The organism is Candidatus Bathyarchaeia archaeon (genome assembly GCA_038882715.1).
Classification (GTDB): Archaea; Thermoproteota; Bathyarchaeia; order Bathyarchaeales; family DTEX01; genus DTEX01.
This window is the reverse complement of record JAVZNR010000008.1, coordinates 26,079-49,942: the sequence shown is the minus strand read 5'-3', so window position 1 is coordinate 49,942 and position 23,864 is coordinate 26,079. Positions and strand designations below refer to the sequence as shown.

General features: G+C 43.7%; 29 protein-coding genes and 1 tRNA gene. 16 read left to right on the top strand and 14 right to left on the bottom strand.

Translation table 11 applies throughout. The features are described 5' to 3' along the window. Window positions 1–6 precede the first annotated feature (6 nt). The 4 genes from QXR61_06220 to QXR61_06205 all read right to left on the bottom strand — a co-directional run bounded on the left by QXR61_06220 (window position 7) and on the right by QXR61_06205 (window position 2,803). Window positions 7–127, bottom strand: a tRNA-Arg gene (locus QXR61_06220). A gap of 43 nt (window positions 128–170) precedes the next feature. Then, window positions 171–875, bottom strand: coding sequence for a UPF0280 family protein (locus QXR61_06215; GenBank protein ID MEM3757537.1), 705 nt, complete (start codon window positions 873–875; stop codon window positions 171–173). Between the two features lie 6 nt (window positions 876–881). Then, window positions 882–1,271 carry a 4Fe-4S binding protein gene (locus QXR61_06210; protein ID MEM3757536.1) on the bottom strand — a complete coding sequence of 130 codons (390 nt, stop codon included), beginning with the start codon at window positions 1,269–1,271 and terminating at the stop codon, window positions 882–884. Continuing rightward, window positions 1,268–2,803, bottom strand: coding sequence for a homocysteine biosynthesis protein (locus QXR61_06205; protein MEM3757535.1), 1,536 nt, complete (start codon window positions 2,801–2,803; stop codon window positions 1,268–1,270). Before QXR61_06205 ends, QXR61_06210 begins: the two co-directional genes overlap by 4 nt. A 228-nt stretch (window positions 2,804–3,031) precedes the next feature. On the opposite strand from QXR61_06205, the gene QXR61_06200 reads away from it, so the two are divergent. Further along, window positions 3,032–3,631 (top strand): MarC family protein, encoded by a 600-nt coding sequence (locus QXR61_06200; protein MEM3757534.1) that lies wholly within the window; start codon window positions 3,032–3,034, stop codon window positions 3,629–3,631. Between the two features lie 97 nt (window positions 3,632–3,728). On the opposite strand, the gene QXR61_06195 is transcribed toward QXR61_06200, so the two are convergent. Further along, window positions 3,729–4,175 (bottom strand): archease, encoded by a 447-nt coding sequence (locus QXR61_06195; protein ID MEM3757533.1) that lies wholly within the window; start codon window positions 4,173–4,175, stop codon window positions 3,729–3,731. A 109-nt stretch (window positions 4,176–4,284) separates the two neighbouring features. On the opposite strand from QXR61_06195, the gene trxB reads away from it, so the two are divergent. Continuing rightward, the gene (gene trxB / locus QXR61_06190; GenBank protein MEM3757532.1) at window positions 4,285–5,232 is read left to right on the top strand and encodes a thioredoxin-disulfide reductase; all 948 of its coding nucleotides are present in this window, start codon (window positions 4,285–4,287) and stop codon (window positions 5,230–5,232) included. 2 nt (window positions 5,233–5,234) lie between these two features. Here the strand turns inward: trxB and QXR61_06185 are convergent, their stop codons facing one another. The 5 genes from QXR61_06185 to QXR61_06165 all read right to left on the bottom strand — a co-directional run bounded on the left by QXR61_06185 (window position 5,235) and on the right by QXR61_06165 (window position 10,177). Next, the gene (locus QXR61_06185; protein ID MEM3757531.1) at window positions 5,235–6,404 is read right to left on the bottom strand and encodes a uroporphyrinogen decarboxylase family protein; all 1,170 of its coding nucleotides are present in this window, start codon (window positions 6,402–6,404) and stop codon (window positions 5,235–5,237) included. A gap of 157 nt (window positions 6,405–6,561) precedes the next feature. After that, window positions 6,562–7,107, bottom strand: coding sequence for a CoA pyrophosphatase (locus tag QXR61_06180; GenBank protein MEM3757530.1), 546 nt, complete (start codon window positions 7,105–7,107; stop codon window positions 6,562–6,564). 18 nt (window positions 7,108–7,125) lie between these two features. Further along, window positions 7,126–7,989, bottom strand: coding sequence for a fumarylacetoacetate hydrolase family protein (locus tag QXR61_06175; protein MEM3757529.1), 864 nt, complete (start codon window positions 7,987–7,989; stop codon window positions 7,126–7,128). A gap of 126 nt (window positions 7,990–8,115) precedes the next feature. Continuing rightward, window positions 8,116–9,120, bottom strand: coding sequence for a uroporphyrinogen decarboxylase family protein (locus QXR61_06170; protein ID MEM3757528.1), 1,005 nt, complete (start codon window positions 9,118–9,120; stop codon window positions 8,116–8,118). Window positions 9,121–9,256: 136 nt separating this feature from the next. Continuing rightward, window positions 9,257–10,177, bottom strand: coding sequence for a nucleoside hydrolase (locus tag QXR61_06165; protein MEM3757527.1), 921 nt, complete (start codon window positions 10,175–10,177; stop codon window positions 9,257–9,259). A gap of 176 nt (window positions 10,178–10,353) precedes the next feature. On the opposite strand from QXR61_06165, the gene QXR61_06160 reads away from it, so the two are divergent. The 3 genes from QXR61_06160 to QXR61_06150 all read left to right on the top strand — a co-directional run bounded on the left by QXR61_06160 (window position 10,354) and on the right by QXR61_06150 (window position 12,676). Then, window positions 10,354–10,839: an NAD(P)H-dependent oxidoreductase gene (locus QXR61_06160; GenBank protein MEM3757526.1), complete on the top strand. Its 486-nt coding sequence runs from the start codon at window positions 10,354–10,356 to the stop codon at window positions 10,837–10,839. Between the two features lie 69 nt (window positions 10,840–10,908). Then, window positions 10,909–12,192 (top strand): sugar phosphate nucleotidyltransferase, encoded by a 1,284-nt coding sequence (locus QXR61_06155; protein ID MEM3757525.1) that lies wholly within the window; start codon window positions 10,909–10,911, stop codon window positions 12,190–12,192. 58 nt (window positions 12,193–12,250) lie between these two features. Continuing rightward, the gene (locus QXR61_06150; GenBank protein MEM3757524.1) at window positions 12,251–12,676 is read left to right on the top strand and encodes an Lsm family RNA-binding protein; all 426 of its coding nucleotides are present in this window, start codon (window positions 12,251–12,253) and stop codon (window positions 12,674–12,676) included. Between the two features lie 59 nt (window positions 12,677–12,735). Here QXR61_06150 and QXR61_06145 read toward each other — a convergent pair whose 3' ends face one another. Continuing rightward, window positions 12,736–13,482: a PAC2 family protein gene (locus QXR61_06145; protein ID MEM3757523.1), complete on the bottom strand. Its 747-nt coding sequence runs from the start codon at window positions 13,480–13,482 to the stop codon at window positions 12,736–12,738. Between the two features lie 74 nt (window positions 13,483–13,556). On the opposite strand from QXR61_06145, the gene tgtA reads away from it, so the two are divergent. The 5 genes from tgtA to QXR61_06120 all read left to right on the top strand — a co-directional run bounded on the left by tgtA (window position 13,557) and on the right by QXR61_06120 (window position 17,691). Next, window positions 13,557–15,143 carry a tRNA guanosine(15) transglycosylase TgtA gene (tgtA, locus tag QXR61_06140; GenBank protein MEM3757522.1) on the top strand — a complete coding sequence of 529 codons (1,587 nt, stop codon included), beginning with the start codon at window positions 13,557–13,559 and terminating at the stop codon, window positions 15,141–15,143. Between the two features lie 102 nt (window positions 15,144–15,245). Then, window positions 15,246–16,502 (top strand): MBL fold metallo-hydrolase, encoded by a 1,257-nt coding sequence (locus tag QXR61_06135; GenBank protein MEM3757521.1) that lies wholly within the window; start codon window positions 15,246–15,248, stop codon window positions 16,500–16,502. 9 nt (window positions 16,503–16,511) lie between these two features. After that, complete coding sequence (locus tag QXR61_06130; GenBank protein MEM3757520.1) at window positions 16,512–16,832, top strand: hypothetical protein; 321 nt, start codon at window positions 16,512–16,514, stop codon at window positions 16,830–16,832. Continuing rightward, window positions 16,739–17,056 (top strand): hypothetical protein, encoded by a 318-nt coding sequence (locus QXR61_06125; protein MEM3757519.1) that lies wholly within the window; start codon window positions 16,739–16,741, stop codon window positions 17,054–17,056. The genes QXR61_06130 and QXR61_06125 overlap by 94 nt, the downstream gene beginning before the upstream one ends. Window positions 17,057–17,115: 59 nt before the next feature. Next, window positions 17,116–17,691, top strand: a complete 576-nt coding sequence (locus QXR61_06120; GenBank protein MEM3757518.1) for a flavodoxin family protein — start codon at window positions 17,116–17,118, stop codon at window positions 17,689–17,691. 20 nt (window positions 17,692–17,711) lie between these two features. Here QXR61_06120 and QXR61_06115 read toward each other — a convergent pair whose 3' ends face one another. Then, window positions 17,712–17,990, bottom strand: coding sequence for a hypothetical protein (locus QXR61_06115; protein ID MEM3757517.1), 279 nt, complete (start codon window positions 17,988–17,990; stop codon window positions 17,712–17,714). Between the two features lie 95 nt (window positions 17,991–18,085). On the opposite strand from QXR61_06115, the gene QXR61_06110 reads away from it, so the two are divergent. Together QXR61_06110 and QXR61_06105 are read left to right on the top strand one after the other, a co-directional pair. After that, a complete protein-coding gene (locus QXR61_06110) occupies window positions 18,086–19,099 on the top strand; it encodes a zinc-binding dehydrogenase (GenBank protein MEM3757516.1) in 1,014 nt (337 codons plus the stop codon). 17 nt (window positions 19,100–19,116) lie between these two features. After that, window positions 19,117–19,467, top strand: a complete 351-nt coding sequence (locus tag QXR61_06105) for a phosphotyrosine protein phosphatase (GenBank protein ID MEM3757515.1) — start codon at window positions 19,117–19,119, stop codon at window positions 19,465–19,467. Window positions 19,468–19,488: 21 nt separating this feature from the next. Here QXR61_06105 and QXR61_06100 read toward each other — a convergent pair whose 3' ends face one another. Both QXR61_06100 and QXR61_06095 read right to left on the bottom strand, forming a co-directional pair. Next, complete coding sequence (locus QXR61_06100; GenBank protein MEM3757514.1) at window positions 19,489–20,157, bottom strand: ThuA domain-containing protein; 669 nt, start codon at window positions 20,155–20,157, stop codon at window positions 19,489–19,491. A gap of 88 nt (window positions 20,158–20,245) precedes the next feature. Then, entirely contained in the window at window positions 20,246–20,845 is a 600-nt protein-coding gene (locus tag QXR61_06095; protein MEM3757513.1) for a PadR family transcriptional regulator, read from the bottom strand. A gap of 116 nt (window positions 20,846–20,961) precedes the next feature. Here QXR61_06095 and pyrB point away from each other — a divergent pair, with 116 nt between their 5' ends. From pyrB to QXR61_06075, 4 genes are all read left to right on the top strand, one after another. After that, entirely contained in the window at window positions 20,962–21,897 is a 936-nt protein-coding gene (gene pyrB / locus QXR61_06090) for an aspartate carbamoyltransferase (protein ID MEM3757512.1), read from the top strand. A gap of 124 nt (window positions 21,898–22,021) precedes the next feature. Next, a complete protein-coding gene (locus tag QXR61_06085; protein ID MEM3757511.1) occupies window positions 22,022–22,660 on the top strand; it encodes a class I SAM-dependent methyltransferase in 639 nt (212 codons plus the stop codon). A 235-nt stretch (window positions 22,661–22,895) separates the two neighbouring features. Next, entirely contained in the window at window positions 22,896–23,258 is a 363-nt protein-coding gene (locus QXR61_06080; protein MEM3757510.1) for a PadR family transcriptional regulator, read from the top strand. A gap of 164 nt (window positions 23,259–23,422) precedes the next feature. After that, window positions 23,423–23,863: a hypothetical protein gene (locus QXR61_06075; protein ID MEM3757509.1), complete on the top strand. Its 441-nt coding sequence runs from the start codon at window positions 23,423–23,425 to the stop codon at window positions 23,861–23,863. Window position 23,864: the final 1 nt, after the last annotated feature.

The following is a 23,864-nucleotide window of genomic DNA, read 5'->3' as shown; positions in this document are numbered from 1 at the left end:
CCAAAATGGCGGGCCCGGGGGGAATTGAACCCCCGACCTCAGGCTTTCTCCAGCAGTATATTTCCGAAGGCTTACGCCGCTTTGCTCGTGGTTCAGCTGCGCCCTATCCAAGCTAGGCCACGGGCCCTACATTTAATTGAACGCTGCGTTTTATAAAGCGATTTCCCTCCTCATTTTATTTTAATTATTTTCGGCATGTCGCCTATTAGACCGACATATCCTTCTCGTACAATTATTGCCCCTCTAACTCCCCTTATTTTTCTGGCTTTCTCTAGGCCTCTAAATACTGATTTTTTAATGTCATAGCCTGTGACAACGTTACATATTGCCGTTGCGGCAGCATCAGCTATGGCTGCGTTTTCCGCGATAACGGTAACTGAGTCGGCTTCCCCAAAGCTTATTGTCAACCTTGTTTTCCCGGAGCTTGACCCTATACCTAGCGGCGAATCATTCTCCGTTATCAAGAAGCCTATTTTTCCAGATAAACATGGTTCGCTAGTTAAAATCGAGACTACAATGTCCTCGCTATTAGTATAGGCTGAGATTTCGCCACCATTTTCAACGACAGCGACGGTTGAGCCCGCCTTTACTAGCGTTTCTAACCCTAAATCAGCTATTGCGCCAGCAACAGACGCCATAGGTCCGACACCAGCGATGTTTGAGGCTTCAGTCATTCTCTGCACAATAGTAGGCGCGTTTGAGTGCGCATCTAGCGGCTCCAATGAGTATTTGAAGCAGGGATTTTCCTCTACATAGTTTAGAAGATCCCTTATGTGGCGTTTTATACTTTTAGTAGCTTCAAAAATGGCTTTTTTAACATCGCTCTTTATGTGGATCTTTGAGTACCCGATAGTTAGTCCATATTCGTAGATCATTGGCTATCACGGTAAGGATATGGCTCTAACCGGGCACGCTGTAACGCAAACTTTACACGCTACGCATTTCTCATCATCGAACTCTATTGACCAATCATCCTTAAACTTTAACGCTCCGGTTGGACATGGCGATATGCACGCGCCGCACGCCATACATTTATCCCAGTCTATTCTTAATGTTTCAGTAAATTCTTGGACTTGAACCCCCGCCTCTCTAAATAAGTTAAGCACCTCCCTAAGCTTGTCTCCAGTCGCTGGTATTGAAACTATAAGTTCACCTTTCTGAGCGTTAACCTTAGCCTCAAGTATATTGATTGGCACCCCGGTTTTCAACACTATGCTAGCTAAAATTGGCTTTTCAACAACATCGTGAGAATATATTAGCTTGACTCTCACGTTACGTTCCTACCTCCAACAATCTTTCTCGATATGTCATCGGTGGTTAAAATCCCGATTACACGGTTCATCGCATCTACCACTGGAACACCGGAAATATTGTGTTGAGCCATCCTACGCACAACAACATCTATGGACTCGTTCTCGAAGGCCGTTATAACTCTTCTAGTCATTATCTCATCCAGTCTTCTCTTATTATATGCTATCGCTTTAGCTAGATCCCATGAAGTCACTATTCCAATAAGCTTTCCCTCATCATCGACGACCGGCAAGTGATCTATGCCTTTCTCAACGAGCTTTGCCGCTACGCTATTTACGTCGTCGTTAGGTTTCGCTATAATGACATGCCGGTTCATTATGTCGCCAACTTTAGGCTCTTTTCTTCTGATCTCCAGAGGCTTAAATTTTCCTCTTTTTGGCAGCGGTTCAATAGGCTTAGTTAAGAAGAACATGCCTTCTAAAATCCATTTTTTCAGGGTTTCAGCTATTTCTCTGGCCATCTTATAGCTTGAAAGCGAGGAGGAAGGAACCTTTCTATCGCCTAAATACACTTTCCCGGATCTAAGCTCAGCGTAAGATACACGCTTAATAATTGGCCTCAGATCCGGTCTAGACGGCACGGCGTAGTCGCGTATGTTGACAAATATGTCCTCATCTCTTAGAGCTACAGTTTTAGCAACGCTCATGTTTATTATCGGTATAGGTATACCAATACCGATGTAAAGCGTTGGGCCATATCTGTAGAAAGATGCTCCCCGAAGATACCTGCTATTCATCTGCTTGAGATCGCCTTTAACCATGAGGGTTCCGTAGCCGGGTTCAGGATTATGCTGGGTTCCCTCACCGATTATGTAGCCTACTCCACCTCCAAGAAAAATCTTTGTTCCAAAACCTATTGTCTCGTAGCTCGGATCCTTACAGAGCGGGTTGAGCTGGCCAGCTCCAGAAAACGTTACATTCCCATAGTTTGGTAGTAGAGTACCCATGTAAGTATACAAAATTCTATCAGAGCTGTTTGTGGCGGCTTCATATCTCTGATAGCAGTTTCTTGGGTTAACGAGGATAGCTTGATTTAAATCATCAATGGTGATGACGGTTTCAATATGACGTCTTGGATAACAGTCTGTGCCATAGGACTCGGCTCTTAAAACAACCTCCTTACCGGAGACCAAATCCTCTATAACGTGTCCCCCACCATACTCTAATCCTCTAGTCTCGCTTATAGAAGTTGCTCCAAGATAACCATCAACAGCAGCTAGCCCCTTATAGACAGGCACATCATTCAACCAGCATCTAACCATCTTTATCGGCGGATCCGAGTGCCCAAAATTCAGGAACACTCCGGAACTACACATTGCGCCGAAAGTTCCAGTAGTTACAACATCGACCTCTTTGGCGACGGCTTCAACGCCGCTGCTCTCGGCGAGCTTAATAACCTCTTCAGCAGTTAACACTACGGCGTCTCCGCGCTTTATCTTTTCATTTATCTCATCTATCGAGCGTATGCGTATCTCCTTATTTTCCTCCCTCAAAACACTAACCTCCGAAGAGAAATCGAGGTCAAAATCATTATAGAGCGATTAAACGTGGCGATAGAGTTTCTGTCGAGTTTTTCCTCCTCCATATAATTTTCTACATATTTCTGTAGAATATTTATTCACTATAATATATATCTTTCCTCAAGCAAATCATTTAGGCTGAGCCCCATCTTAAAAATGAATAAGCTAAATTAAAATATTAAGCAGAGCAGACTTATACTTATGTTAGAATATTCGGCAGATTTACTCATATCTCTAGCTAAAAGTGTAATTTCACTGTTCATAATAGTTGACCCGCTTGGGAATATACCTATTTTCATAGGTTTAACGGTTGAGATGAAGCGAAGAGAGAAGCGGAAAGTATTTAATACGGCTACCATAACAGGCTTCATTCTTCTTTTATCATTCGCTGTTGCCGGGAACCAGATACTATACATTTTCGGAATAACGTTACAGAGTTTCATGGTGGCTGGCGGAATATTGCTCTTAATACTTGCCATCAGAATTTTAGTTGTGGGGGAATGGGGAGAAATACATAGAGCGCCGGAAAGCATAGGCGCGGTTCCAATAGCTGTTCCGCTCCTTGTCGGTCCAGGGGCGATAACAACTACGATACTAAGTCTCCAGGAATTTGGGATAATGGTGACGGTTGCCTCGGTAATAATAGTGTTTGCTGCAGTATGGTTAATTCTTCGATATATTGAGCCGATCTATAGCGTATTGGGAAAGAACGGTTCAGTAGTTATCTCAAAGGTAATGGCGCTGTTGATAGCTGCAATAGCAATACAATACATTATGAATGGGCTGAAAGCGTGGACTTAACTTCATGGGTCAATCTTTCCAGCAGGATGATGTTCAGCCTCACTCTTACATTCTAATGGTGAAGGGTAAAGATTTGAGAAAAAAGCATTTCAAGCAATTATATGTCGAGTATAAACCTTACGGTTACCTCCTTAGGATCCTCTATAATTTCCATGCGGTGATATGTTACCGCCTTTATTCCGACCTTCTGCTTATGTCTCTCGGGGTTGAATGGTTCGCCGCAAATTTTAGCGCTCAGCCTAAATCCACCATCAGTTTTCTCTATCTTAATTATGTTGAACCTTGAATAGAGCATATTTTCAACCTCAAATCTTACAAGCAGATCTTCAAGCCAATTATATAGTAGAGATTGCTTATCCTCCCCCTCAACCTCAACGCTCTCCTCAATTTCGCATTTAACATCCTTGGTATCCGTCATCGTTTCAAACATGGCTAAAGCCGCATTTTCAAAAGCTTCATATAAATTTTTGCCATAGGCAGCTATATAGACATCGGCTGTATGCTCTAGGAACTCGAACCGTTCTTTCCTACAATTCGCGGGCATGCTCGTAGCCTCCGTTAACTCTATTAAACACTGAAATCTACCTAAGCCTTATCAACATTAATAGTTTTAGTTTATGAGTCGGTATAATTTTATTCAGGGTTGAACGGATATGGAAGAATGGGATCTAGTAATAATTGGCGCAGGGCCAGCTGGTTTAACAGCCGGCATTTATGCCGCCAGAAGCGGCCTTAAAACCCTAATTTTAGAGGAAAAACAGGCTGGAGGCTCCCTTCTAATAATACCCTGGATAGAAAATTATCCGGGTTTCCCTGAGGGCATTAGCGGTGAGGATCTTGCTAGAAGAATGGTTAGTCAGTGCTTGAAGCACGGCGTTCAGATACATGAGTTTGAGAGCGCTGTTAAGCTGAAGGTTGAAGATCGCGGAAGGAAGATCGTTAAAACCGATAAAGCCGAGTATCTTGCTAGAGCAGTTGTAATCGCTTCCGGGTCGAAGCATAAAAAATTAGGTGTCCCTGGGGAAGAGGAGTTTGAGGGGAGAGGTGTAAGTTATTGTGCCCTATGCGATGGCGCGTTCTTTAAGGGCTTAAGGGTTCTCGTTGTTGGTGGCGGAAATACTGCTGTCGCATCAGCCATATATTTATCCAAGATTGCAGCGAAGGTTTATTTAGCTCACAGGAGAGGGGAGCTAAGAGCCGAGAAAATTTATTTTAATGATCTCGTTAAGAGTGGGGTTGAAATATTATGGAACACTGAAGTTAAAAAGATTGATGGGGATGCTAGAGTCAGGAGCGTAACCCTCTTCAACAACAAGAGCGGTGAGGAAAGCGAGCTAGCGGTTGACGGCGTCTTCATATGTGTTGGTGAAAGCCCGAATAGCGGGATTGCAGTAGCGTCTGGAATAAAGGTCGATGAGCAAGGCTATATAATTGTGGGCTTCAACCAAGAAACTAGTATCTCAGGGGTTTACGCCGCGGGGGACATAACAGCGTGCCCAGTAAAACAGATTGGAACCGCTGTAGGACAAGCGATAATTGCGGCTACCGAGGCATATGTGTACGTGAGTAAACCATACTATGCTAGAGAGCATGTAGTTTAAGCCTAACATCTGAGAGGATACTTACCATATTTCCTGCCAATATTAAACATCAACAGGTAATTTTCCAGTCGAATATAGTTGGCGGCAGTGTTTCCGCAACCCAAAGCGTAGCCTCCGCCCGGAGCACACTCATGTATGATGCTCTTAACATATTTTTCGAAGTCTCCGAGAGGGGCTCTGACGAGCTTGTCCATATCGACGCCCCCGAGAACCGCTATCCGGTCACCATATAGTCTCTTATATTCTACAACTGGGTAAGAAGCATCCTCATACGAGTGTTTAGCGTCTATTCCAACATACTCGATCAAGTCATCCATAACGATCTTCAGGTTTCCGCAGCTATGTAATATAAATGGTTTCCCATGCCTATGCACGCTTTCCACACATTTCCTATGCCATGGAAAAACATATTTTCTCAGCAGATCTGGATGAATCATCGGCCCAGTTTTATAACCCATATCATCGCCCATGGATATTGCGCCCACAGACTTATCCTCAGAACATATGCTGCAATAAAAAGATATCACAGGCCCGATTTTCTGAAACATATTTTCGATCAGAGATCTATCCATGTATAATGCTTTAAAGAAGTTTATTGAACCCATAAGCCACATAACATTCTCCAAAACACCGCCCGGTGTTAACGGCACTATCTTCATTCCCTGAGGCAGAAATCCCCTTAAAATATCTAGTAGCAATATGCACGCGTTCTCTACATCGCTTAGATCTGGCCAACAATATTTCTCAAAGTCCTCCCTGTTCTCTATAGTACCTCTATTTTCATCCTGCCACGTCCTCTTATGGCGGGTTAGCGGCGCAGTGTCATCAGCTAGCAAAACGTTCCACCTAGGGAAGGGGGAAGGTAAATGAAGAACAACATAATCGTACCCCAGCTTCGAGTAGAAGTCCACTTGAACCCTAAAACTACGCTCCAAGTCTCTAATAATCTTTTGCTGATTCTCCGCTCTAGCTATGGATTTCATTTGATCAGAAGATAATGTCACCATCCGACCGCCAGCGGCTTCAGCCTGAGATGCTTGTTGTAACGGCAGCTGCCGCCCTGTTACAGCTTCTATGATTTCTGGGTCAGCGAACAGATCATAGAATGGCACCCTGTCAGGCTCTCCCTCAAGACGCAGAATAGTTTCTAACCGATCAAAATTGTTATCCATTGAATCCACCAATAATTAACTGTCCACATCCCTATTTAAAGACAGCCGGCAATTCTTTATGACACTGTAAAAGTCTTAACGCAAATATGATAATTGCCACTAAAAGTTTTATAGGCTCAAAAATATTTTAGAATGCTCTGCGAAATCGGCTGTTTCTCTAGGAGTCTTTCATGTTTTGAAAAGCTTTCTTTAGGATTCTGTACGTCAACCCCCATATTACTATGTCTCCGACAATGAACGCGGGCTGTGTTTCGGAGCCAACCTCAATAGCTTTTTCGTTATTAAGCAGTTCGCTTAGAGATACCCAAACACATCTTTCTAACTCACGTTTATTCAGCTTTATTTCTGGTTCACTTTCGAGCAGAAAGACGAAGGGAAGAACCATGATGCTAGGATTTGACTTAGACCTCTCCGGCTCCACCGCGCCGAGAAGAATACTTTCCTTAAGATCTATACCGGTCTCCTCAATAGTCTCCCTAACCGCTGTCTCCAGTAAATCCCTATCTTCCGCCTCGCGTTTCCCTCCTGGAAGAGAGAAGTGGCCAGACCATGGATCCCTTGGAGATTCAGCTCTTTTCACAATCAATAAATATATGTCTGACTCGCGCACTCTAAGTAGAATAGATACTGCGGCATTTGCCGCGCTTTCCCTATAGTTGGAGAAGGGCTTTAAGTTTCTGCCTATCGCATCAAGTTTCCTCAATTCTCCACGCTCTTCAATTTAGGAGATGGGTTGAAGCTGTTTAACCGGGTTTCTTAAAGACCCGATTTTTTCGATGGTTATTTCAACGATGTCTCCACTCATTAAAGAGAAGTCATCTGGAGGAATTATTCCGGTTCCAGTTAGGCACACGGAGCCCGGTGGGACAGTGTTATATTTGCAGAGATATGATCTAAGCTCTTCTATGCTTCGCTTCATTTCTGCCGTGCTTGTTGCGCCCTCGAAAACTATTTTTCCAGACCTGAAAACTCTGCATTCTACACGCAGTTTAGGCTCCTTTCCGGCTTCATCAATCGTCAGGATTGATGGACCTAGAGCGCAGCATCTATCAAATATTTTTGCCTGCGGAAGGTAAAGCGGGTTCTCGCTCTCTATGTCTCTTGAAGAAACATCGTTGCCAGCTGTGAAGCCGAGGATTTCTTGGTTAGATCCTAAGATAAATGCGAGCTCTGCTTCTGGAATATTTCGTTTCGAATCCCCTCTCACATATATCTCCTCCCCGGGTCCTACGCAACGATGAGCCGTGGCCTTAAAGAAGATTTCCGGCCTTGCAGCGCTATAAACTAAGTCATAGACGCTCTTCACGCTAGTTTCTCGCTCTCTCGCCTCCCTGCTCCGCCTATATGTTACGCCGCAACCCCAGACCTCTGGTGGAACAATGGGTATTAAAAGCCGAAAATTGTCTTCTCCACTTTCAATCTTCTTGTACGAGTATGCTGGGAGATTGCCGGATTTTTTCTCAATAAGATCTGTAAGAAAATCGTCGATAGATTTGCCGGTCTCGTTTGCTTTAGACGCTAGATCTAGGAAGGAGCGTAAAGGGTCTTCACACGCTTCAGTTATATCGACCACTTCATTATTCATCCAAATGCCGATGCGTTCTCCAAAGGGAGATGAAAAGCGAATTATCCTCAAATTTACAACCCCTTCTGTTCAAACTAAAGTGATAAAAACGACTATTGAGAATTTAAGGATTACCCAACGTGGCGCTTAACCTCTTCCCCCATGGGACGTTTTTCGACCATATTTTTTAACTGCCTTAAAATATGCTTCAAGGTTTGTTAAAGGCACGTTATCTGGGATTGAGCCTGAGACATTTATGAAGTATCCCGGATATGAGCCTGCAATCTTAAGGCATCTTTTAACCTCAATGACGACATCGCTCACTGTGCCATACGTTAGTCTGCCTATGTCTACGCCGCCCACTATAACTTTATCGTTTCCATATTTTTCGGCTATAAGGCTTAGGTTGGAGCACTCCTCAATTATAAATCCGTCTGCCCCCGCTTCAGATATATCGTCCATTATGGGCGTCATATCTCCATCGGTACAGAAGAGAACAACTATCCCCTTCGATTTTAACTCACTCCAAACACGATTATACCATGGAAAAATGTATCTGCGCATCCAATTCATAGGAAAGAATGGGCCGCGTGTTGAGCAGATATCATCGTGGCTTATAAAAGCCTTTATATCAGTCTGAGACCATGCTTTCGCTTCAAGCAGCGACAGATTGCCAAACCTCCCTAAAAGTTTCTCAAAGCCTTTCGGATCCATGTACGCGGCCTTAACCACGTAGTTTAAGCCAAACATTTTAATGAGCCACATTAAGCAAGTATGGTATGTTCCTCCTGGAACAAGTTGACTTCTATAGGTTGACTGATACTCTCTGTGAACCTCTCTAAAATGCTCCGCAAGATCCTCTTGCGACGGTATATTCCACTCGCTGAATGGATCGAAATCTAAAACCTCGTTAATAGATTTTACCTCTATTGTTTTTCTCCATTCTGTTGGATAAGCTTGGGACCAAGAGTCTTTTCTTACCTCAATGCTCTTATATCTTTTAGCGATGAAATCCTCTAGAGGAGTGTACGTAAACCATGTCATGTCTAAATCTAGCTTAGCGAAAGCTAGGCTCTGCGCCTCTCTCGGCTTTTCAAGCGGATTTAAGCCGGAGATCTTGGCTATAAACTCAGTATGATTAAGAAACTCCACTTGAGGGACTCTGTCGCTTTCCTCAAGATATAGGGCTGAAAGGGCTCTATCGTAGCCCGTATATGTAGCCTCCTTAAGTCTTAACTTACATTGGGGACTTAGATTCTGCTTAAGGGACTTAATTACAGGGCAGCGTCTACATGTTGTTCATGCAAATTCTCTTCATAAAAAACTCCTTGAACCCATCCACATTTACATCCACGCAAACTTTCACGGCTTTCTCTCCTAGTTTAGCTGGCAAAGCTACTGTCTGCCCAGTAGTATATTCTCCTCTAGTCTCCACAAGTATCTTCATGTCCATCATTCTCACTAAGTTAGGATTTATTGAAACAGCTAACGCTAAGGGGTCGTGGAGCCAAGTGTAGTCTCTATTCACTATTCTTAAGTATTCTTCAACCATCGAAACTATCGCGTCCGTTAGGGGGGATTTAGCTGCCGAAATCTTGTCTAAGTCTTTTCGTTCAATATAGACTTTTAATGTCACATCGAGCGGAACCATTGTTATCGGGGCCCCGGAGCTGAAAACTATCTTTGCGGCTTCAGGATCACATAAGATATTGTGTTCTCTGTAGGGAAGATTTAAACCGTTAAAGAGCCTGGTCACGCCACCCATAACCACTATCTCCATAATGTTTTCAGCTATCTTCGGCTCCTTTATTATGGCGGCGGCAAGATTCGTCAAAGGCCCTACGGCGACCACTGTAATTTCACCCTTCATAGACATTATCTCTGAGATTATTAGGTCAACTGCGTGGGTCTCACATGGTTTTAGTTCATTATCTTCAGGGGTTAGAAATCCTTTACCTTCATGTCCAGCCCACCCTAAGATTGGCCTATCCCTCATTAACGGTTGCGCTATCCCCGTAGCTACTGGAACATGCTCTAACCCAGAAATTTTCAGCATTTTCTTAGCTATTTTCGCTCTTAAATTAACATCTCCGTGAACGGTTGTTACCGCCCTTATCTCTACGTCTTTCCTAGACTTTATGGCGAGAGCCAACGCTAAAGCATCATCAACATCAGTTCCAATATCGGTGTCAAGAATTATTTTCTTCAAGGGACACACCTCTTTATTAGGTGGCAATCGACATCATGGTTATTTTTAACCAACCCTTATTTAAAACGATTTATCTTTGAGCGCGTTAGATGCGCGTCAGGATAAAATTCAAATATTTTTATCTCGGAGAAAACGAGTATAATAGATGTAGAGAACTGTAGGTTGGGGTTGAAGTAATGGTGAATATACTTATAGTCTATGATTCAAGAACCGGAAACACGGAGAAGACCGCTTTTCTTGTGGCTGAAGGTGTTAGGAAAGTTAATGGTGTGAACTGCATAGTTAAAAGGGTTGACGAGACGAATCTAGATGATCTCTTAAACGCTGACGGAATAATTATTGGGTCGCCAACATATTATGGTGGAATGAGCGCGAAAATAAAAGATCTAATTGATAAAAGTGTTAAAATTCATGGTAAGCTTGAGGGGAAAGTTGGCGCTGCATTCACCACGTCGGGTGGAACTGCGACTGGGGCTGAGACAACATTACTGTCTATAATTAACGCCCTACTAATCCATGGCATGATAGTCAAGGGGAATCCGGAAGACAAACATTATGGACTCGCCATCGTCGGCGCTCCAGAAAGCGACGAGGATAAAAATCTCTGTAGAGAATTCGGATTTAAATTCGCAAATCTTGTGATGAAAATCTCAAAATCTTGACTAAGGAAGGCTTAGAGCACTTTAAATCTTCTTACTTGTTTAAGCGTCTGGGTTTATGGTTGAAAAAGCATGAAAGCTGTCGTGCTGGCTGCTGGTGAGGGTCAAAGGCTTAGACCCTTAACCCTCACTCGTCCAAAACACATGATACCGGTTGGCGGGAAGCCGATTTTAGAGCACTTGATAAACGCGCTTAAAATCTCTGAGATAGAGGAGATTTTGATCGTTGTTAACTATAAAGCTGAGACTATAAGAGCCTATTTCGGTGACGGCTCTAAGCATGGGGTCAAAATAAGATATGTTGTTCAAGAGAGTGTTGCTGGGACAGCTGACGCTGTTCGCGCCGTAGAGAAATATGTCGGAGACGAAGACTTTCTGACAGTTAATGGCGACCTACTCGTATCGAACGACGTGATAAAATCCGTTGTCCACATGCACAAAAAAGATTCTTCAATCGCCACTTTAACTGCTGTTCAAGTTGAACGGCCAGAAGATTATGGTGTGTTAAAGGTGGATTGTGGGAAACTGATCGACATAGTCGAGAAACCCTCCGAGAGAAATATAGGTAATCTTGTCAATGCAGGGATCTATGTTTTCTCAACGAAAATATTTGATTTTATAGCGCGTACCGAACCATCCCAGAGAGGAGAGGTCGAGATAACAGGCTCTATCCGATTAGCCATAAAGGAGGGCGAAAAGATTTCAGTTGTGGAAGTTCCCAGCGATAAATGGCTCGATATTGGTCGGCCTTGGGATCTTTTTGACGCCAACATGCGTGTTCTAAAGAATATTAAGCCAGATATTCTGGGAAGAGTTGAAGAAGGAGTGCACATTAAAGGCCCTGTCTTCATAGGTAACGATGCGCTTATTCGCTCCGGATCATATATTGAGGGGCCGGTTTTCATTGGCGATGGATGCGATATTGGCCCAAACTGCTATATACGCCCATATACGAGCATAGGGAGAAACGTTAGGATTGGAAACGCATGTGAAGTTAAGGGCAGCATACTGATGGATAATGTCCATGTAGGGCACCTCTCATACATAGGCGACAGCATAATAGGAGAGAACTGCAATCTAGGCGCAGGGTTTATTTCAGCTAATCTCCGCTTCGACAAGAAAACTATTCGCGTAAGCGTTAGAGGAGAAAAAGTCGATAGTGGTAGAATAAAGATAGGTGTAATTATGGGCGATAACGTGATGACAGGTGTAGGCACCTTATTTATGCCTGGCGTAACCGTTGGCTGTAATAGCTGGATTGGGCCAAATATTGTTGTTTACAGAGATGTACCTCCGGATACTATTCTCACATTAGAGCAGCAAATTAAATGCAAGAAGCTGGGCGCTGCACAATAAAGTAATAAGTATCGAAGCATATAATATTAGAACATAGTTAATGTAAGGAAGAGGGAGCATGTCTGCGGCTGAAAGAAGATTCATTACTGAAATTTCCTCGCTTATTGATAAAACAGTTAGCGTTATAACCGTCGATGGGAAAACATATGTTGGCACGCTTGTCGGAATAAACCCAGCTAATCTGAGCCTATGCCTATCAGACGCTAGGGATGAGAAGGGTCAGGTTATACCAAAAATAGTGTTGAGCGGAGGTAGAGTCGCCGAAATCCTATCGATCAAGAAGCCCTTTGACCTTAAGGGTTTAGCGGAAAGGCTTGAAAGGGTTTTCCCGAGAATGGTTAAGCTTTACGAGAAGGAGGGCTTCATATGGGTTATGGATAAAATCAAGGTGACAGAAGACGGTGTTGTAGAAGGGACGGGACCAGCCGCCGAGAGGGTTCAAAAGGTTTATCAGCAGTTCTTACAGGAAGTAAAAGAAGAGTGAACTTTGTTTCCAAGGGAAACATTCTTCCCCGATTCTTCAGCATATTTACTAAATTAGTTTTATATAAACCATTCCGGCCTAGCCCCTCGCTCTCCTCTCTTAGATAACGCACCGAAGTCGAAGGGCGATAGGACACTTATCAAGTCTTCCAAGTTACCTAGATTGGTGAAATCAACCTTAATTTTCAGTATTTGAGACAGAGCCTTTAAGAGCTCGATGGCCGCTTCTTTATCTGGATAGTTTCCCGGGGTCTCTGATAGTAGGCATAGACCTCTAATGCCACGTATCCTGCACATGCCTATTAAAAGGCCAGCCACACCGAAGATGCTGATTTTAAGGGGTTCGACGCCTAAATCTCTAGCGATTTTAGCTGTCTCGTTATCTGAAGCCGCGAAATAGAGCTTTGGTTTAATGACGGTTCTGCCGGGCCTATAGCCTCCAAGAGATATAACGAAGCCGCAACCTAAGCTCTCGGCTATGTCAAGTATCCGTCCGCAGAGCTCGTATTGGCCGCGTAACGTGAGCGCTTGTGTATTTCCATGCAAAAGTATTAGGTCCCGTTCTCCAGCCTCATCTCCTCTAAAGTAATATAGTTGGTTAATTGGATGTTTTAAGAGCCCAGATTCATCGGTGATGGCCATGTCATGGAAGTAGGAAGACTTAATTTCGCAGAAAAGTTTTGCATTAAGCTTTTTTATGAGGTAAGCTACTGCTATGTTTGCTACGAGCCCTATTCCCGGAAGCCCCTCTATGAGGACGGGATTAGTTAATTTGGGGCGCTCATATATTTTTATCTCGCAAACCAATAATGCTCGCCCTCGATCTAAATTTAATAGGGGGTTAAACTGGTAATTAAATGTCGCGTCGGTGCGTACATACTATGGTGGAGTTCGAGATTCGCGAAAGAGATCTACTTGCAAGGATAGGAAGGCTTAAAACTAAGAGCGGGACAATCGAGACTCCAGTGTTCCTGCCAGTTATAAATCCGGCTAAAGAGGTGGTGAAGCCTAGAGAATTATGGGAAGATTTTAACTGCAAAGCCCTAATAACTAATGCTTACATTGTCAAGAAACATTTTGGCGAAGAAGCTAGGATGAAAGGGATACATAGAATACTTGAATATCCAGGCGTCGTTATGACTGATTCTGGAGCCTACCAGATTCTCGTTTACGGCAGCTTAAACGTGACTAATGAGGAAATCATAAGATATCAGGAGGAGATAAACACCGATATTGCAACCATTCTAGACATGCCGACCGGCTGGGACGTCTCAGTCGACTATGCTAGATACACTGTTGAGGAGACATTGAAGAGGGCGAGAGAGCTAGAAAATATTAGAGGTAGGTCTGATATAGTTTGGGTTGGCCCAATTCAGGGTGGACGATACATAGATCTCGTTGCCGCCTCAGCTAGGGAGATGGGGAAGCTCCCATTCGACATACATGCCTTAGGAAGCCCGACACCAGTCATGGAGCAATACTTGTTTGATGTGCTAGTTGACATGATAGTTGCAGCTAAAATGAACGCCCCGGTGGAAAGAGCCTTCCACCTATTCGGGGCCGGGCACCCCATGATGTTTTCTTTGGCGGTTGCCTTAGGCTGCGATCTTTTCGACTCAGCGGCTTACTCGCTTTTCGCCCGTGAGAACAGGTATTTGACAGATTATGGAACAATTCGCCTAGAGGAGATTAAGTATTTTCCATGCTCTTGCCCCGTCTGCGTAAAGCGTAGTCCAAGCGATCTCATGGAGATGCCGAGCGACGAGAGAGAAAGAGAGCTAAGTAAGCACAATTTGCACGTATGTTTCGCTGAGATTAAGAGGGTGAAGCAGGCTATAGTTGAGGGCAGGTTATGGGAGTATTTGGAGATGAAAGCGCATGCTCACCCCTCACTTCTTAAGGCATTAAAAAGCATGCGGAAACACAGCGAATATATCGAGAAAAACAGCCTCTGCGTAAAGAAGAAGGGTCTATTTTTCTTCGGCTCGATTGATTTGAGCCGACCTGAGGTTATTCGGCACAACAGAAGATTAAAAGAGAGATATGTTCCTCCAGAGCGAGCCAGAGTTTTAATTCTAATTCCTGATTCTGAAACAAAGAGCACCCGCGGGCGGAAATACGTCAAGAGAGTTGTCTCGAAAAGCTGTAGAAGGTTAAACGTGGATTTAAACGCTATTCACGTATGCTTTTATTCGCCGCCATTTGGAGTCATACCGATTGAGTTATCTGAAACTTACCCGCTGTATCAGTATGAGTATGCCTATCCGCCAGACGCTGAAACCATTGAATATGTTGCTGAAAAGATTTTAGAATATGTTGCCGCATCCCCATATAGGAAAATCATTGTATTAGTGGAAAAAGGGTCTTGGAACGATAAACTAGTAAAGTCGTTCATCGAAAGATTTTATGAAAGAGAGATTAAAGCGGAGATATTAACTTTGGATATGAGTTCTCTAAAAGTAGAGTGAAACCGAGAATACGGAAAAAAGATTATATTTTATTGTGAATAAATAGTTTAGTTTAAAGTTGAAAAATGGAGATTAATTGGAATTAGATGGTGGAAAAGCCCGTTGGAGATAAGATTCTTAGGCGGAGCCAGAGAGGTTGGCAGAAACGCTATATCAGTGAAGACAGCTAAAACTCAAATTCTACTTGACTATGGCGTTATGCTTAATCATACTCCTGGTTTCCCGATGCATGTTCCCCCTAGGGAAGTTAACCTCGTTATAGCTACGCATAGCCACTTGGATCACACAGGCGCGATACCCATCTTCCATATAAGCGAGCGGACACCGGTTTATGGAACGAGGTTGAACATGGAGCTAACAAGCCTATTAATCAAAGATTTCATTCATTTATCAGGCTACTATCTTCCTTTCGAATATATAGAGTTAAACTCTATGGTTAGAAGCTATATCAGCGTGAGTTATAGGGAAGAAGTTAAGGTGGGCGACATAAAATTTAAGCTCCTGAATTCAGGGCATCTTCCCGGAGGGGCCTCAGTTTTAATTGAAGCCGAGGGAAAATGCCTCCTATATACGAGCGACTTTAACACTATAGAGACTAGACTTCTTCCGGGAGCGGATTTAGAGTATAAGGATCTCGACGCCGTGATAATTGAGAGCACATATGCTGATGAGGATCATACTGAACGGAAACTCCTCGAAGAGAAGTTTATTAAAGAAGCGACCGAAGTTGTAGAGGCGGGTGGAACAGTTTTAGTTCCCGCGTTCAGCGTTGGCCGAGCTCAAGAGATCGCATGCGTCCTCGCAGCCTATCATTTTGAGCACCCCGTCGTAATAGACGGCATGGCGAGGGAAGCCAGCAGAATACTTATGAATCACTTAGATTTTCTCAGGGATCCGAAACTCTTCATGGATGCCGTTCACATGGTTAATTGGGTGGATGATTGGAGGGAGCGAAAAAGAGCTGCGAAGCGGCCAGGCATAATAATAGCGCCAGCCGGAATGTTAAAGGGCGGCCCAGCAACATATTACGTTCAAATAGTTGGGAAAAAATCTAAGAACGCGATCTTTCTGGTCGGTTATCAAATACCGGGAACCCCGGGGCGCGAATTGTTGGATAGCGGCAGATGCGTTATAGATGGAAAAATTCGTAAGATTAAGGCAAAGGTAGGTTTCTTCGACTTTTCATCCCATGCTGGTGCGAAAGAGCTTAAAAGCGTCATTAAGATGCTTGATGGAAAGCCAATCGTGTTCACGATTCATGGAGCGGACGGAAACTGCCAAAAATTCGCTAAGTGGATTAAGGAAGAGGTGGGTTTAGAGTCGAAGGCGCCAAATCCCGGAGAAAAATTTGTGATATAGGTTTGGGAAATGAGGATTTATTTAGTTCGAGTTGGCGAAGTGGATGCGGAAATTCTGGATTTTATTCGAAGAGAAGTGATGGAGACATTTAAAGGAGCTGTTTGCGAAATTAGTGGAAAAACGATACCGTTGCCGGATAAAGCGTATAACCATGTGAGGCGGCAATTCCTTTCGGAAATACTGCTGAGCGAAGTGTTGAAGTTTGCGGTGGAATCAGAGAGGGATGCTGGGGAATCATGTATAGCGCTGGGAGTTACCAGCGCCGATATTTATGCGCCGGGAATGAATTTATTTTCGGTGAAGCTCAATGCCCCGGGAAATCTGCGATAATATCGCTTTTTAGGCTTAGGCCTGAATTTTACGGTGAGAATCCAAACAGAGATCTTCTCGTAGATAGAGCCATTAAAGAAGCGATTCATGAGTTGGGGCATGTGTTCGGTCTGAGACACTGTGAAAACCCGGCATGCGTCATGTTCTTTTCGCTTCATATAGGGATGACTGATAGGAAAACGCGAAGATTCTGTAAGAAGTGCGCCACTAAATTAAGAATTTGATTGGAGAAGACCTGTAGGATTTATCTATGTAAACATGTTTAACTTAATTCGGTGATATTATGGTTTTCATAGTAGGGATTGTAGGTAGCCCGAGAATTGGCGGCAACACCGAGATGCTCCTTCAAGAGGCTTTAAACGCGGCCACCGAGGAGGGCGCTCAAACCGAAATTATAAGGTTGGCTGACAAGGAGATTAAGCCATGCGATGCTTGCCTTTCATGCAGAAGAACGGGCGAATGCCATATAAAGGATGATTTCCAAGAGATCTTTGATAAAATGGTTAAAGCGGACGGCATAATACTTGCTTCACCAGTCTACTTTGGATCCGCGACACCGCAGATAATGGCTTTAATCGACAGAGCTGGGTATGTTTCCATGGCTAAAGGGCGGATTTTTGAGAACAAGGTTGGGGGACCACTAGTTGTAGCTAGAAGAGCTGGCCAAAACTTCACATTCGCGCAGCTGCTCTTCTTCTTTATGATTCAAGGCATGATTGTTCCGGGGTCAACATACTGGAACATAGCTTTCGGCAGGGATAAAGGCGACGTGCTTAAAGATGAAGAGGGTTTAAGAACTGCGAGAAACTTCGCGAAGAAGATGGTTTGGCTTATAAAAAAGATAAAGGGATTAGGGTGAATGAAAAGATCATTAAGCGGCTATTCGCCTACGATCTTCCTGAGTTCATCCAACAATTTTTTTGCGTGCACTAGAGTCTCCTCAACGAAGTCGTATCCTCTATATGGGGCTGCAAGCTCATCAATATTGGACATTTCCCTCATTATTCGCTTTATGCTTTTTTCATCCATACTTTCTAACACGTTCTTCAGATCCCTTAAAGCAGCGAGAACCTTCTTAGCCTCATAGGAAAAGTGCTCGTAGGGGCCAATAAGGCGCTCTATAGCCTTTATTTCACGCATAGCCTCATCAACGCTCATCTTAACCGCCAATTTTCTTTTTAAGGAAGGGACATATATAATATTTTGGACGAATAGTTTTCAAGATTGGTTAGAATGTTTAAGGAGGTTTAATCGTGAGGGGTTACAGGGTCGTTTTTCCAAAGGCCAATACCATTGAGATTGAAGAATTCGACGTTAAGGAGCCGTCTGAAGGCGAGGTTCTGGTGGAGAACGTGGCGACGTTGATAAGCACGGGGACGGAGCTGACGGCTTTGACTGGCGATTTCCCGGAGCGGTCAGCTTGGTCAATATATGTTAAGTATCCTTTCGTGCCAGGGTATTCTAGCGTTGGTAGAATAGTAAAGTGCGGCGCTGAGGTTGAGGGCTTCACTGTTGGCGATATGATTGCAGCGATGTCCCCGCATGCAACCTACGCCACTGTCCGCGCGGATCAGATTATAAAGGTTCCCGAGGGCGTTAACGTTGAAGAAGCATGCTTCCATACGATTGCGGCTGGAGTGATGAATTCAGTTAGGCTTGCAAAAGTTTCCCTAGGCGAATCTGTTGCGGTTGTCGGCCTTGGGCTTCTTGGGCAGATGGCCGTGATGTTCTCTAGGATGGCTGGAGCGCATCCGGTTATAGCCGTAGATCTCGCCGAATACAGGCTTAAGCTTTCCGAGCTATCGGGGGCAACGCATACTCTACGCGCTGGCGACTGGGGCGATCTGAGAGAAGCCGTTAGGAGAATAACTAGGGGAAGAATGGTGGATAAAGTCTTTGAGGTAACAGGGAATCCAAGCGTTATACCAGAAGCTATAACGCTCACTAAACCTCTGGGATACTTTGTAGTTTTAAGTTCGCCTAGAGGAAAGACAGCAATAGACTTTCATGATGAGGTTAATAGGCCGAGCAGAGTGATAATTGGGACTCATTTCTCCAGCCAACCCGAATACGAGACACCATATAATCCATGGACGAGAAAAAGGAACACTGAGCTATTTTTCGATCTATTGTCAGCTAGATATATTAGAGTTAGCCATTTAATAACGCATAGATATTCTTGGCGTAATGCTGAAGAAGCCTATAGAATGCTCTTAAAGGATAGGTTTAATGCTATGGGCGTAATCCTCCAATTCAAGAATTACTGAGCAGGGAGATGACTTAAGTGGCAATAAATGAAAAACCTAAGCGTATTCTCTTTGTTTGCACGGCTAATGTTGATCGGAGCCCAACAGCCGAGGCTATTTTAAGAGGCGTCGATGGGTTTGAGGTTCGATCAGCCGGCATATGGCCTAACGCTAGGAAAAGAATAACGGAGGGGCTTATTGATTGGGCTGACGTAATATTTGCGATGGAAGAGCATCATAAGGATGCTATAGTGGCCTTGAAGCCTGAGGCAGAAAACAAAATCGTTGTGCTTGACATACCGGATATATATGCGAGAAGCGATCCAAGGCTAATAAAATTGCTGAAAGATAAGCTCTCCGAGTACTTAGGGAGAATATGGGAAAAATAAAGCGAGGATTCTAAAGCCGAATTACAGAACCCTCATCGCCCATAGTATGCCATTTAATAGATGCGTCTGAAACCATTCTTCGCTCCAAATCTCTTTAAAATGTCCAAACGCCGTATAGAAGACTCTGCCCTCACCATAATTGTGGCACCAGCAGAGCGCATAGTCGTTGTCCGGCCTAGTCCCTTTACTTAAGTCGACCGAGCTATTGTCTAATTTTATTAGAACATGAGTTCTGTCTCGGGACCAGTCCCTAAACGTGTAAACCTCCTCTTTGACGGTAAATCTTTCCGGAAGATGTCTTGTAGCCGGATGATTTCTGTCTTCCACGATAACCGCGACCTCCTGAGTCCACGGATGGCTATGAAAGTATCCGCCAAGCATCCTCCCGTATTCCGGAAACTTGTAGAATGTGTCCGCAGCATTATGGATACCTATGAAACCTTTTCCACCTTTAACCGCATTTATGAAGTCCATTTTTTGCTCATCAGATATTGGCAGCTCGCCGGTCGTCGCGAATAATATTGCATCAAACTTTTTCAAGTTCTCATGGTTTAAAAGATCACATTCATCTGTGGCGACTACGTCAAACCTCCCTGACTCGGCACCGATTCTCTTAATGGTCTCCCTAGCAACTGGCAGGTAATCATGTTTAAAGCCAGCTGAGTGGGTCACCATAAGGAGCCTTTTCATCAGCCTTAAACCTCCTGAACATATTCTTTTGAGGAAGCATTTATTTAATGCTTTCCTAAAGCGGTAAAAGTCTTTAGGGGCGCTTGACCTATTTCTCCCTAGCCTTCTTAGCGAGCCCTTCAATCTTCTCGGCAGCCTCGTTTAGAATTCTGGATGCCTCCTTAAGCGTTTCCTCGTCGAACTTCTCCCTAAGAGCCTCCTCCAAATCTATAAGAGATCTAATAGTTTTCTCAAAGGATTCCCGTAACTCAGCAACCCTTCTCATTGAGGGAAGGAACCATATGAAGCGTGGAGCAAAAAAGATTATTCTCCGCATTTTCTCCTGTATGTTAGCCTGCTCCTCCAGCAGTTTTAAGCCCTGCTCGGTTATTGCGTAACGTTTTACCCCCGTCTCTCCACTTGGAACTTCTTTAATATAGCCCTTATCCTGTAACCATGCTAGGAGCGGATAAATCGACCCGGGGCTAGGCTTCCAGAAACCATGAGTCTCCTTCTCAATTTCATCCATTATCTCTGAGCCCGACATGGGCTTCTCTTTCAGCAGCCAGAGAACACGGAACTTTAAAAAGCCTTTAGGAACGCAGGCTAAATGTCTACCTAAGTTTCTCCATGGTCCGTGTGGTGGAGGTGGGGGTGGTGGAGGCACATGCGGCGGATTATCGTGTTCCTCGTCATAGAACCTGAACATTATATCACCATTGATATCAATTTTGATACATCTATATAAACTTTCTCAATATGCCACGAGAGAAAATTTAAATTTTTATAGAGTAAAATGCTTATTGCCTGCTCGAGGTGTTTTAAATGGTCAGCGCAGCAGATTTTATTGGAAGAGATGTTATTTCGATAAGGGACTTTACACGCGAGGAGATAGACTATATTCTCAGGATTTCCAGCGAGATGGAGCATTTAGTTAAAACCGGCTCCGATATGCTTAGGGGCCGAATAATGGCTACTTTATTTTTTGAACCCAGCACTAGGACTAGGCTAAGCTTTGAAACAGCTATGTATAAGCTTGGCGGCTCAGTTATAGGGTTCAGTGAACCGGAAATTTCCTCGGTGAAAAAAGGCGAAAGCTTAGCTGACACCGTTCGGGTTGTTGAAAAATACTCGGATATAATAGTTTTACGCCATCCAGCTGAAGGGGCTGCACGCTTTGCGGCAGAGTACGCTAAGATACCAGTTATAAACGCGGGTTCAGGTGCAGAGGAGCATCCGACCCAGGCGCTTCTAGATTTATACACTATCCTTAAGGAAAAAGGGTGTATTGATGGCCTCACAATAGCGTTAATGGGCGATTTAAGGTATGGTAGAACCGTTCATTCGCTCGCTTATGCACTATCGCTATATAATGTTAAATTGCTTCTGGTCTCCCCTGAACTCCTGAAGATGAGGAGAGAGGTGCTAGAAGATATTAAGAGGCGTATAGAGGTCTATGAGCATACAAACATAGATGAGGTTCTCCCGGAGATCGACGTCCTATATGTGACCCGCATCCAGAAGGAAAGGTTCCCGGACTTATCTGAGTACGCTAAGGTTAAGGGGTCTTATAGGATAGATCTTAACACTTTGAGAAAGGCCAAAGATGATCTTATAGTGCTTCATCCTCTTCCGAGAGTAGATGAAATCTCAGCCGAAGTGGATTCAACGCCCTTTGCAAAGTATTTCCAGCAGGTTGAAAATGGCTTGGTTACGAGGATGGCTCTTTTATCGTTGATTTTAGGCGCAGTGAAAGAATAAGCGTTAGGATCGAAATCCAGACTAAAAGCCTTCAAGAGTGTTGTAGCACCGGTCGCGTATAGAATGCGGCGACATGGTTTTAGAGAACGCCTGTACCGAAAAGATGGGCTGAGAAATCTAAAGGATGAATGAAAATATGTGCGGTAAACCTAGTGAAGTAGAGCACTACTTTACTCCCAGACCGAGATCTAAGCCGGAGTTTAAGCTGATAAATGCGTATCTACGTGGAAAAAGATTTCAGTTTTTGACGTCTAAAAGCGTCTTTTCGAAGAATCGAGTTGATCTAGGCACAAGAATTTTGGTTGAAAACATGATTCTACCAGAAAAAGGTTATGTTCTGGATATTGGCTGCGGATACGGAGTTATTGGAATTGTAGCCGCCGCATTGAACCCCAATATTCACGTAGTAATGGTTGACGTAAATAAGCGGGCCGTAAACCTCGCTAAACACAACATCAAGATTAATGGGGTTAATAACGCTGAAGCTAGACATGGCAGCCTTTATGATCCCGTTAGGGGCATGACTTTTGAATGTATACTCTCCAATCCGCCTATAAGCGCCGGGCTAGCAACGGTCAGAGCCATAGTGACTGAGGCGCCGAAATATTTAAGCAATGGGGGCGTACTACAGATAGTTGTGAGATCGAAGATTGGGAAAGAAAGATTTACACAGATGCTCAAGGAAGCATTCGGCAATTTTACAGTTCTCGCGAGGGAAAGCGGGTATCGCGTTTTAATAGCTGAGAAGAAGAGCGCCTCCTGAGATCACGCCGTTATTATTGTTCTAGATGAATAGAAGTGCCCAAATAAACTGGAAGCCACTAAGCCAATGTTTATTGCTTTCAACCAGTAAAAATATCTGGCTTTAAACTTTAAAGATAAACAATATTATCGTAAACATCGCTTAACTAAAATTTTTGATAGGGCTTAAATTATTCTTAAATTTTGCTCCAAAATTTTTATTTAATCCGTATAAAATCTCCTTTAGAGGAGACTTTATGGCTCAGAGAGATACGCATAGCCTCGTCAGATTTTCTGTCTCAAGGGAAATCAGGGATAAATTCTGTAAAACGTTTCTAGACTTAATCGTCGTGCTGATGTTGCTAAGGGATGGTCCCATGACTGGTTATAAGCTGCTGTCGCATATATATGAGGCTTTTGGGGTCTTGGTTGCGCCAAGCGTCCTATATCCTACACTCCATTTAATGGAGAAGAGAGGTTTAATCAAGGGAGATACGATGACAAATAGGAGTAGAGTCTTCTCTGTAACTGAAAAAGGGAAGTCTTGGGCTAGGGAAAGGATGACAGCCTTAATACGCTTGCTGGTAGATTTGGAGAGAAGAGTAGATAGCGCCCCTTAAACATATATGTGGAAACGCTTTTTTAAGTATCAGGCGAGTAGACCTAACATATAAAAAAGTAGCACTCTTATCCCAAAGGGCGCACATTATTTTCGAAAAACGTAATAATCTTTATTAGGGCTGAACAAAGACCTTTGATTGTCCTTTAATCTGGAGGTCGCTATTTGAAAAATATTGGTCAGGTGGAAATTAAATGGATTATTAAAGAGTGGGATGAGATCTCAGACACCATATATGAGTTCTTCGGCTCCGGGGGCACTCTAATATTGCGGTACATTGGCATAGGTATCGGAAGAAGTTACGCTGAGGCGATCAAGAGGTATGATGCAACTTTCCAAGAGAGATTAAGAACCCTCTCAGAATACTTTGCTCAGAGAGCCTTAGGAAACCTTATCTTTACGGATGTTGAGGAAAGCGATCTTCTGGGGAGGATTATAATTCAAGAAACCTCTCTTAAAACACCGCATTCACGCTTCATTTTATACGGTATAATTGCAGGTTTCCTTGAGGGTATTGCTGGAAAAAAGGTTTCAGTCAAGGAGATGAGGAATAATTTTCCAAGCGAGCTAGAAGCCATATTTTATCCAAAGGGTGGTGAAAGTTAAA

Excerpts from the sequence above, each read along its gene's own strand:
- QXR61_06215 (MEM3757537.1), bottom strand. The coding sequence starts at position 875 with ATGATCTACGAATATGGACTAACTATCGGGTACTCAAAGATCCACATA.
- QXR61_06200 (MEM3757534.1), top strand. The coding sequence starts at position 3,032 with ATGTTAGAATATTCGGCAGATTTACTCATATCTCTAGCTAAAAGTGTA.
- QXR61_06195 (MEM3757533.1), bottom strand. The coding sequence starts at position 4,175 with ATGCCCGCGAATTGTAGGAAAGAACGGTTCGAGTTCCTAGAGCATACA.
- trxB (MEM3757532.1), top strand. The coding sequence starts at position 4,285 with ATGGAAGAATGGGATCTAGTAATAATTGGCGCAGGGCCAGCTGGTTTA.
- QXR61_06185 (MEM3757531.1), bottom strand. The coding sequence starts at position 6,404 with ATGGATAACAATTTTGATCGGTTAGAAACTATTCTGCGTCTTGAGGGA.
- QXR61_06175 (MEM3757529.1), bottom strand. The coding sequence starts at position 7,989 with ATGAATAATGAAGTGGTCGATATAACTGAAGCGTGTGAAGACCCTTTA.
- QXR61_06160 (MEM3757526.1), top strand. The coding sequence starts at position 10,354 with ATGGTGAATATACTTATAGTCTATGATTCAAGAACCGGAAACACGGAG.
- QXR61_06155 (MEM3757525.1), top strand. The coding sequence starts at position 10,909 with ATGAAAGCTGTCGTGCTGGCTGCTGGTGAGGGTCAAAGGCTTAGACCC.
- QXR61_06150 (MEM3757524.1), top strand. The coding sequence starts at position 12,251 with ATGTCTGCGGCTGAAAGAAGATTCATTACTGAAATTTCCTCGCTTATT.
- tgtA (MEM3757522.1), top strand. The coding sequence starts at position 13,557 with ATGGTGGAGTTCGAGATTCGCGAAAGAGATCTACTTGCAAGGATAGGA.
- QXR61_06130 (MEM3757520.1), top strand. The coding sequence starts at position 16,512 with ATGAGGATTTATTTAGTTCGAGTTGGCGAAGTGGATGCGGAAATTCTG.
- QXR61_06125 (MEM3757519.1), top strand. The coding sequence starts at position 16,739 with ATGTATAGCGCTGGGAGTTACCAGCGCCGATATTTATGCGCCGGGAAT.
- QXR61_06120 (MEM3757518.1), top strand. The coding sequence starts at position 17,116 with ATGGTTTTCATAGTAGGGATTGTAGGTAGCCCGAGAATTGGCGGCAAC.
- QXR61_06115 (MEM3757517.1), bottom strand. The coding sequence starts at position 17,990 with ATGAGCGTTGATGAGGCTATGCGTGAAATAAAGGCTATAGAGCGCCTT.
- QXR61_06100 (MEM3757514.1), bottom strand. The coding sequence starts at position 20,157 with ATGAAAAGGCTCCTTATGGTGACCCACTCAGCTGGCTTTAAACATGAT.
- QXR61_06095 (MEM3757513.1), bottom strand. The coding sequence starts at position 20,845 with ATGTTCAGGTTCTATGACGAGGAACACGATAATCCGCCGCATGTGCCT.
- pyrB (MEM3757512.1), top strand. The coding sequence starts at position 20,962 with ATGGTCAGCGCAGCAGATTTTATTGGAAGAGATGTTATTTCGATAAGG.
- QXR61_06085 (MEM3757511.1), top strand. The coding sequence starts at position 22,022 with ATGAATGAAAATATGTGCGGTAAACCTAGTGAAGTAGAGCACTACTTT.
- QXR61_06080 (MEM3757510.1), top strand. The coding sequence starts at position 22,896 with ATGGCTCAGAGAGATACGCATAGCCTCGTCAGATTTTCTGTCTCAAGG.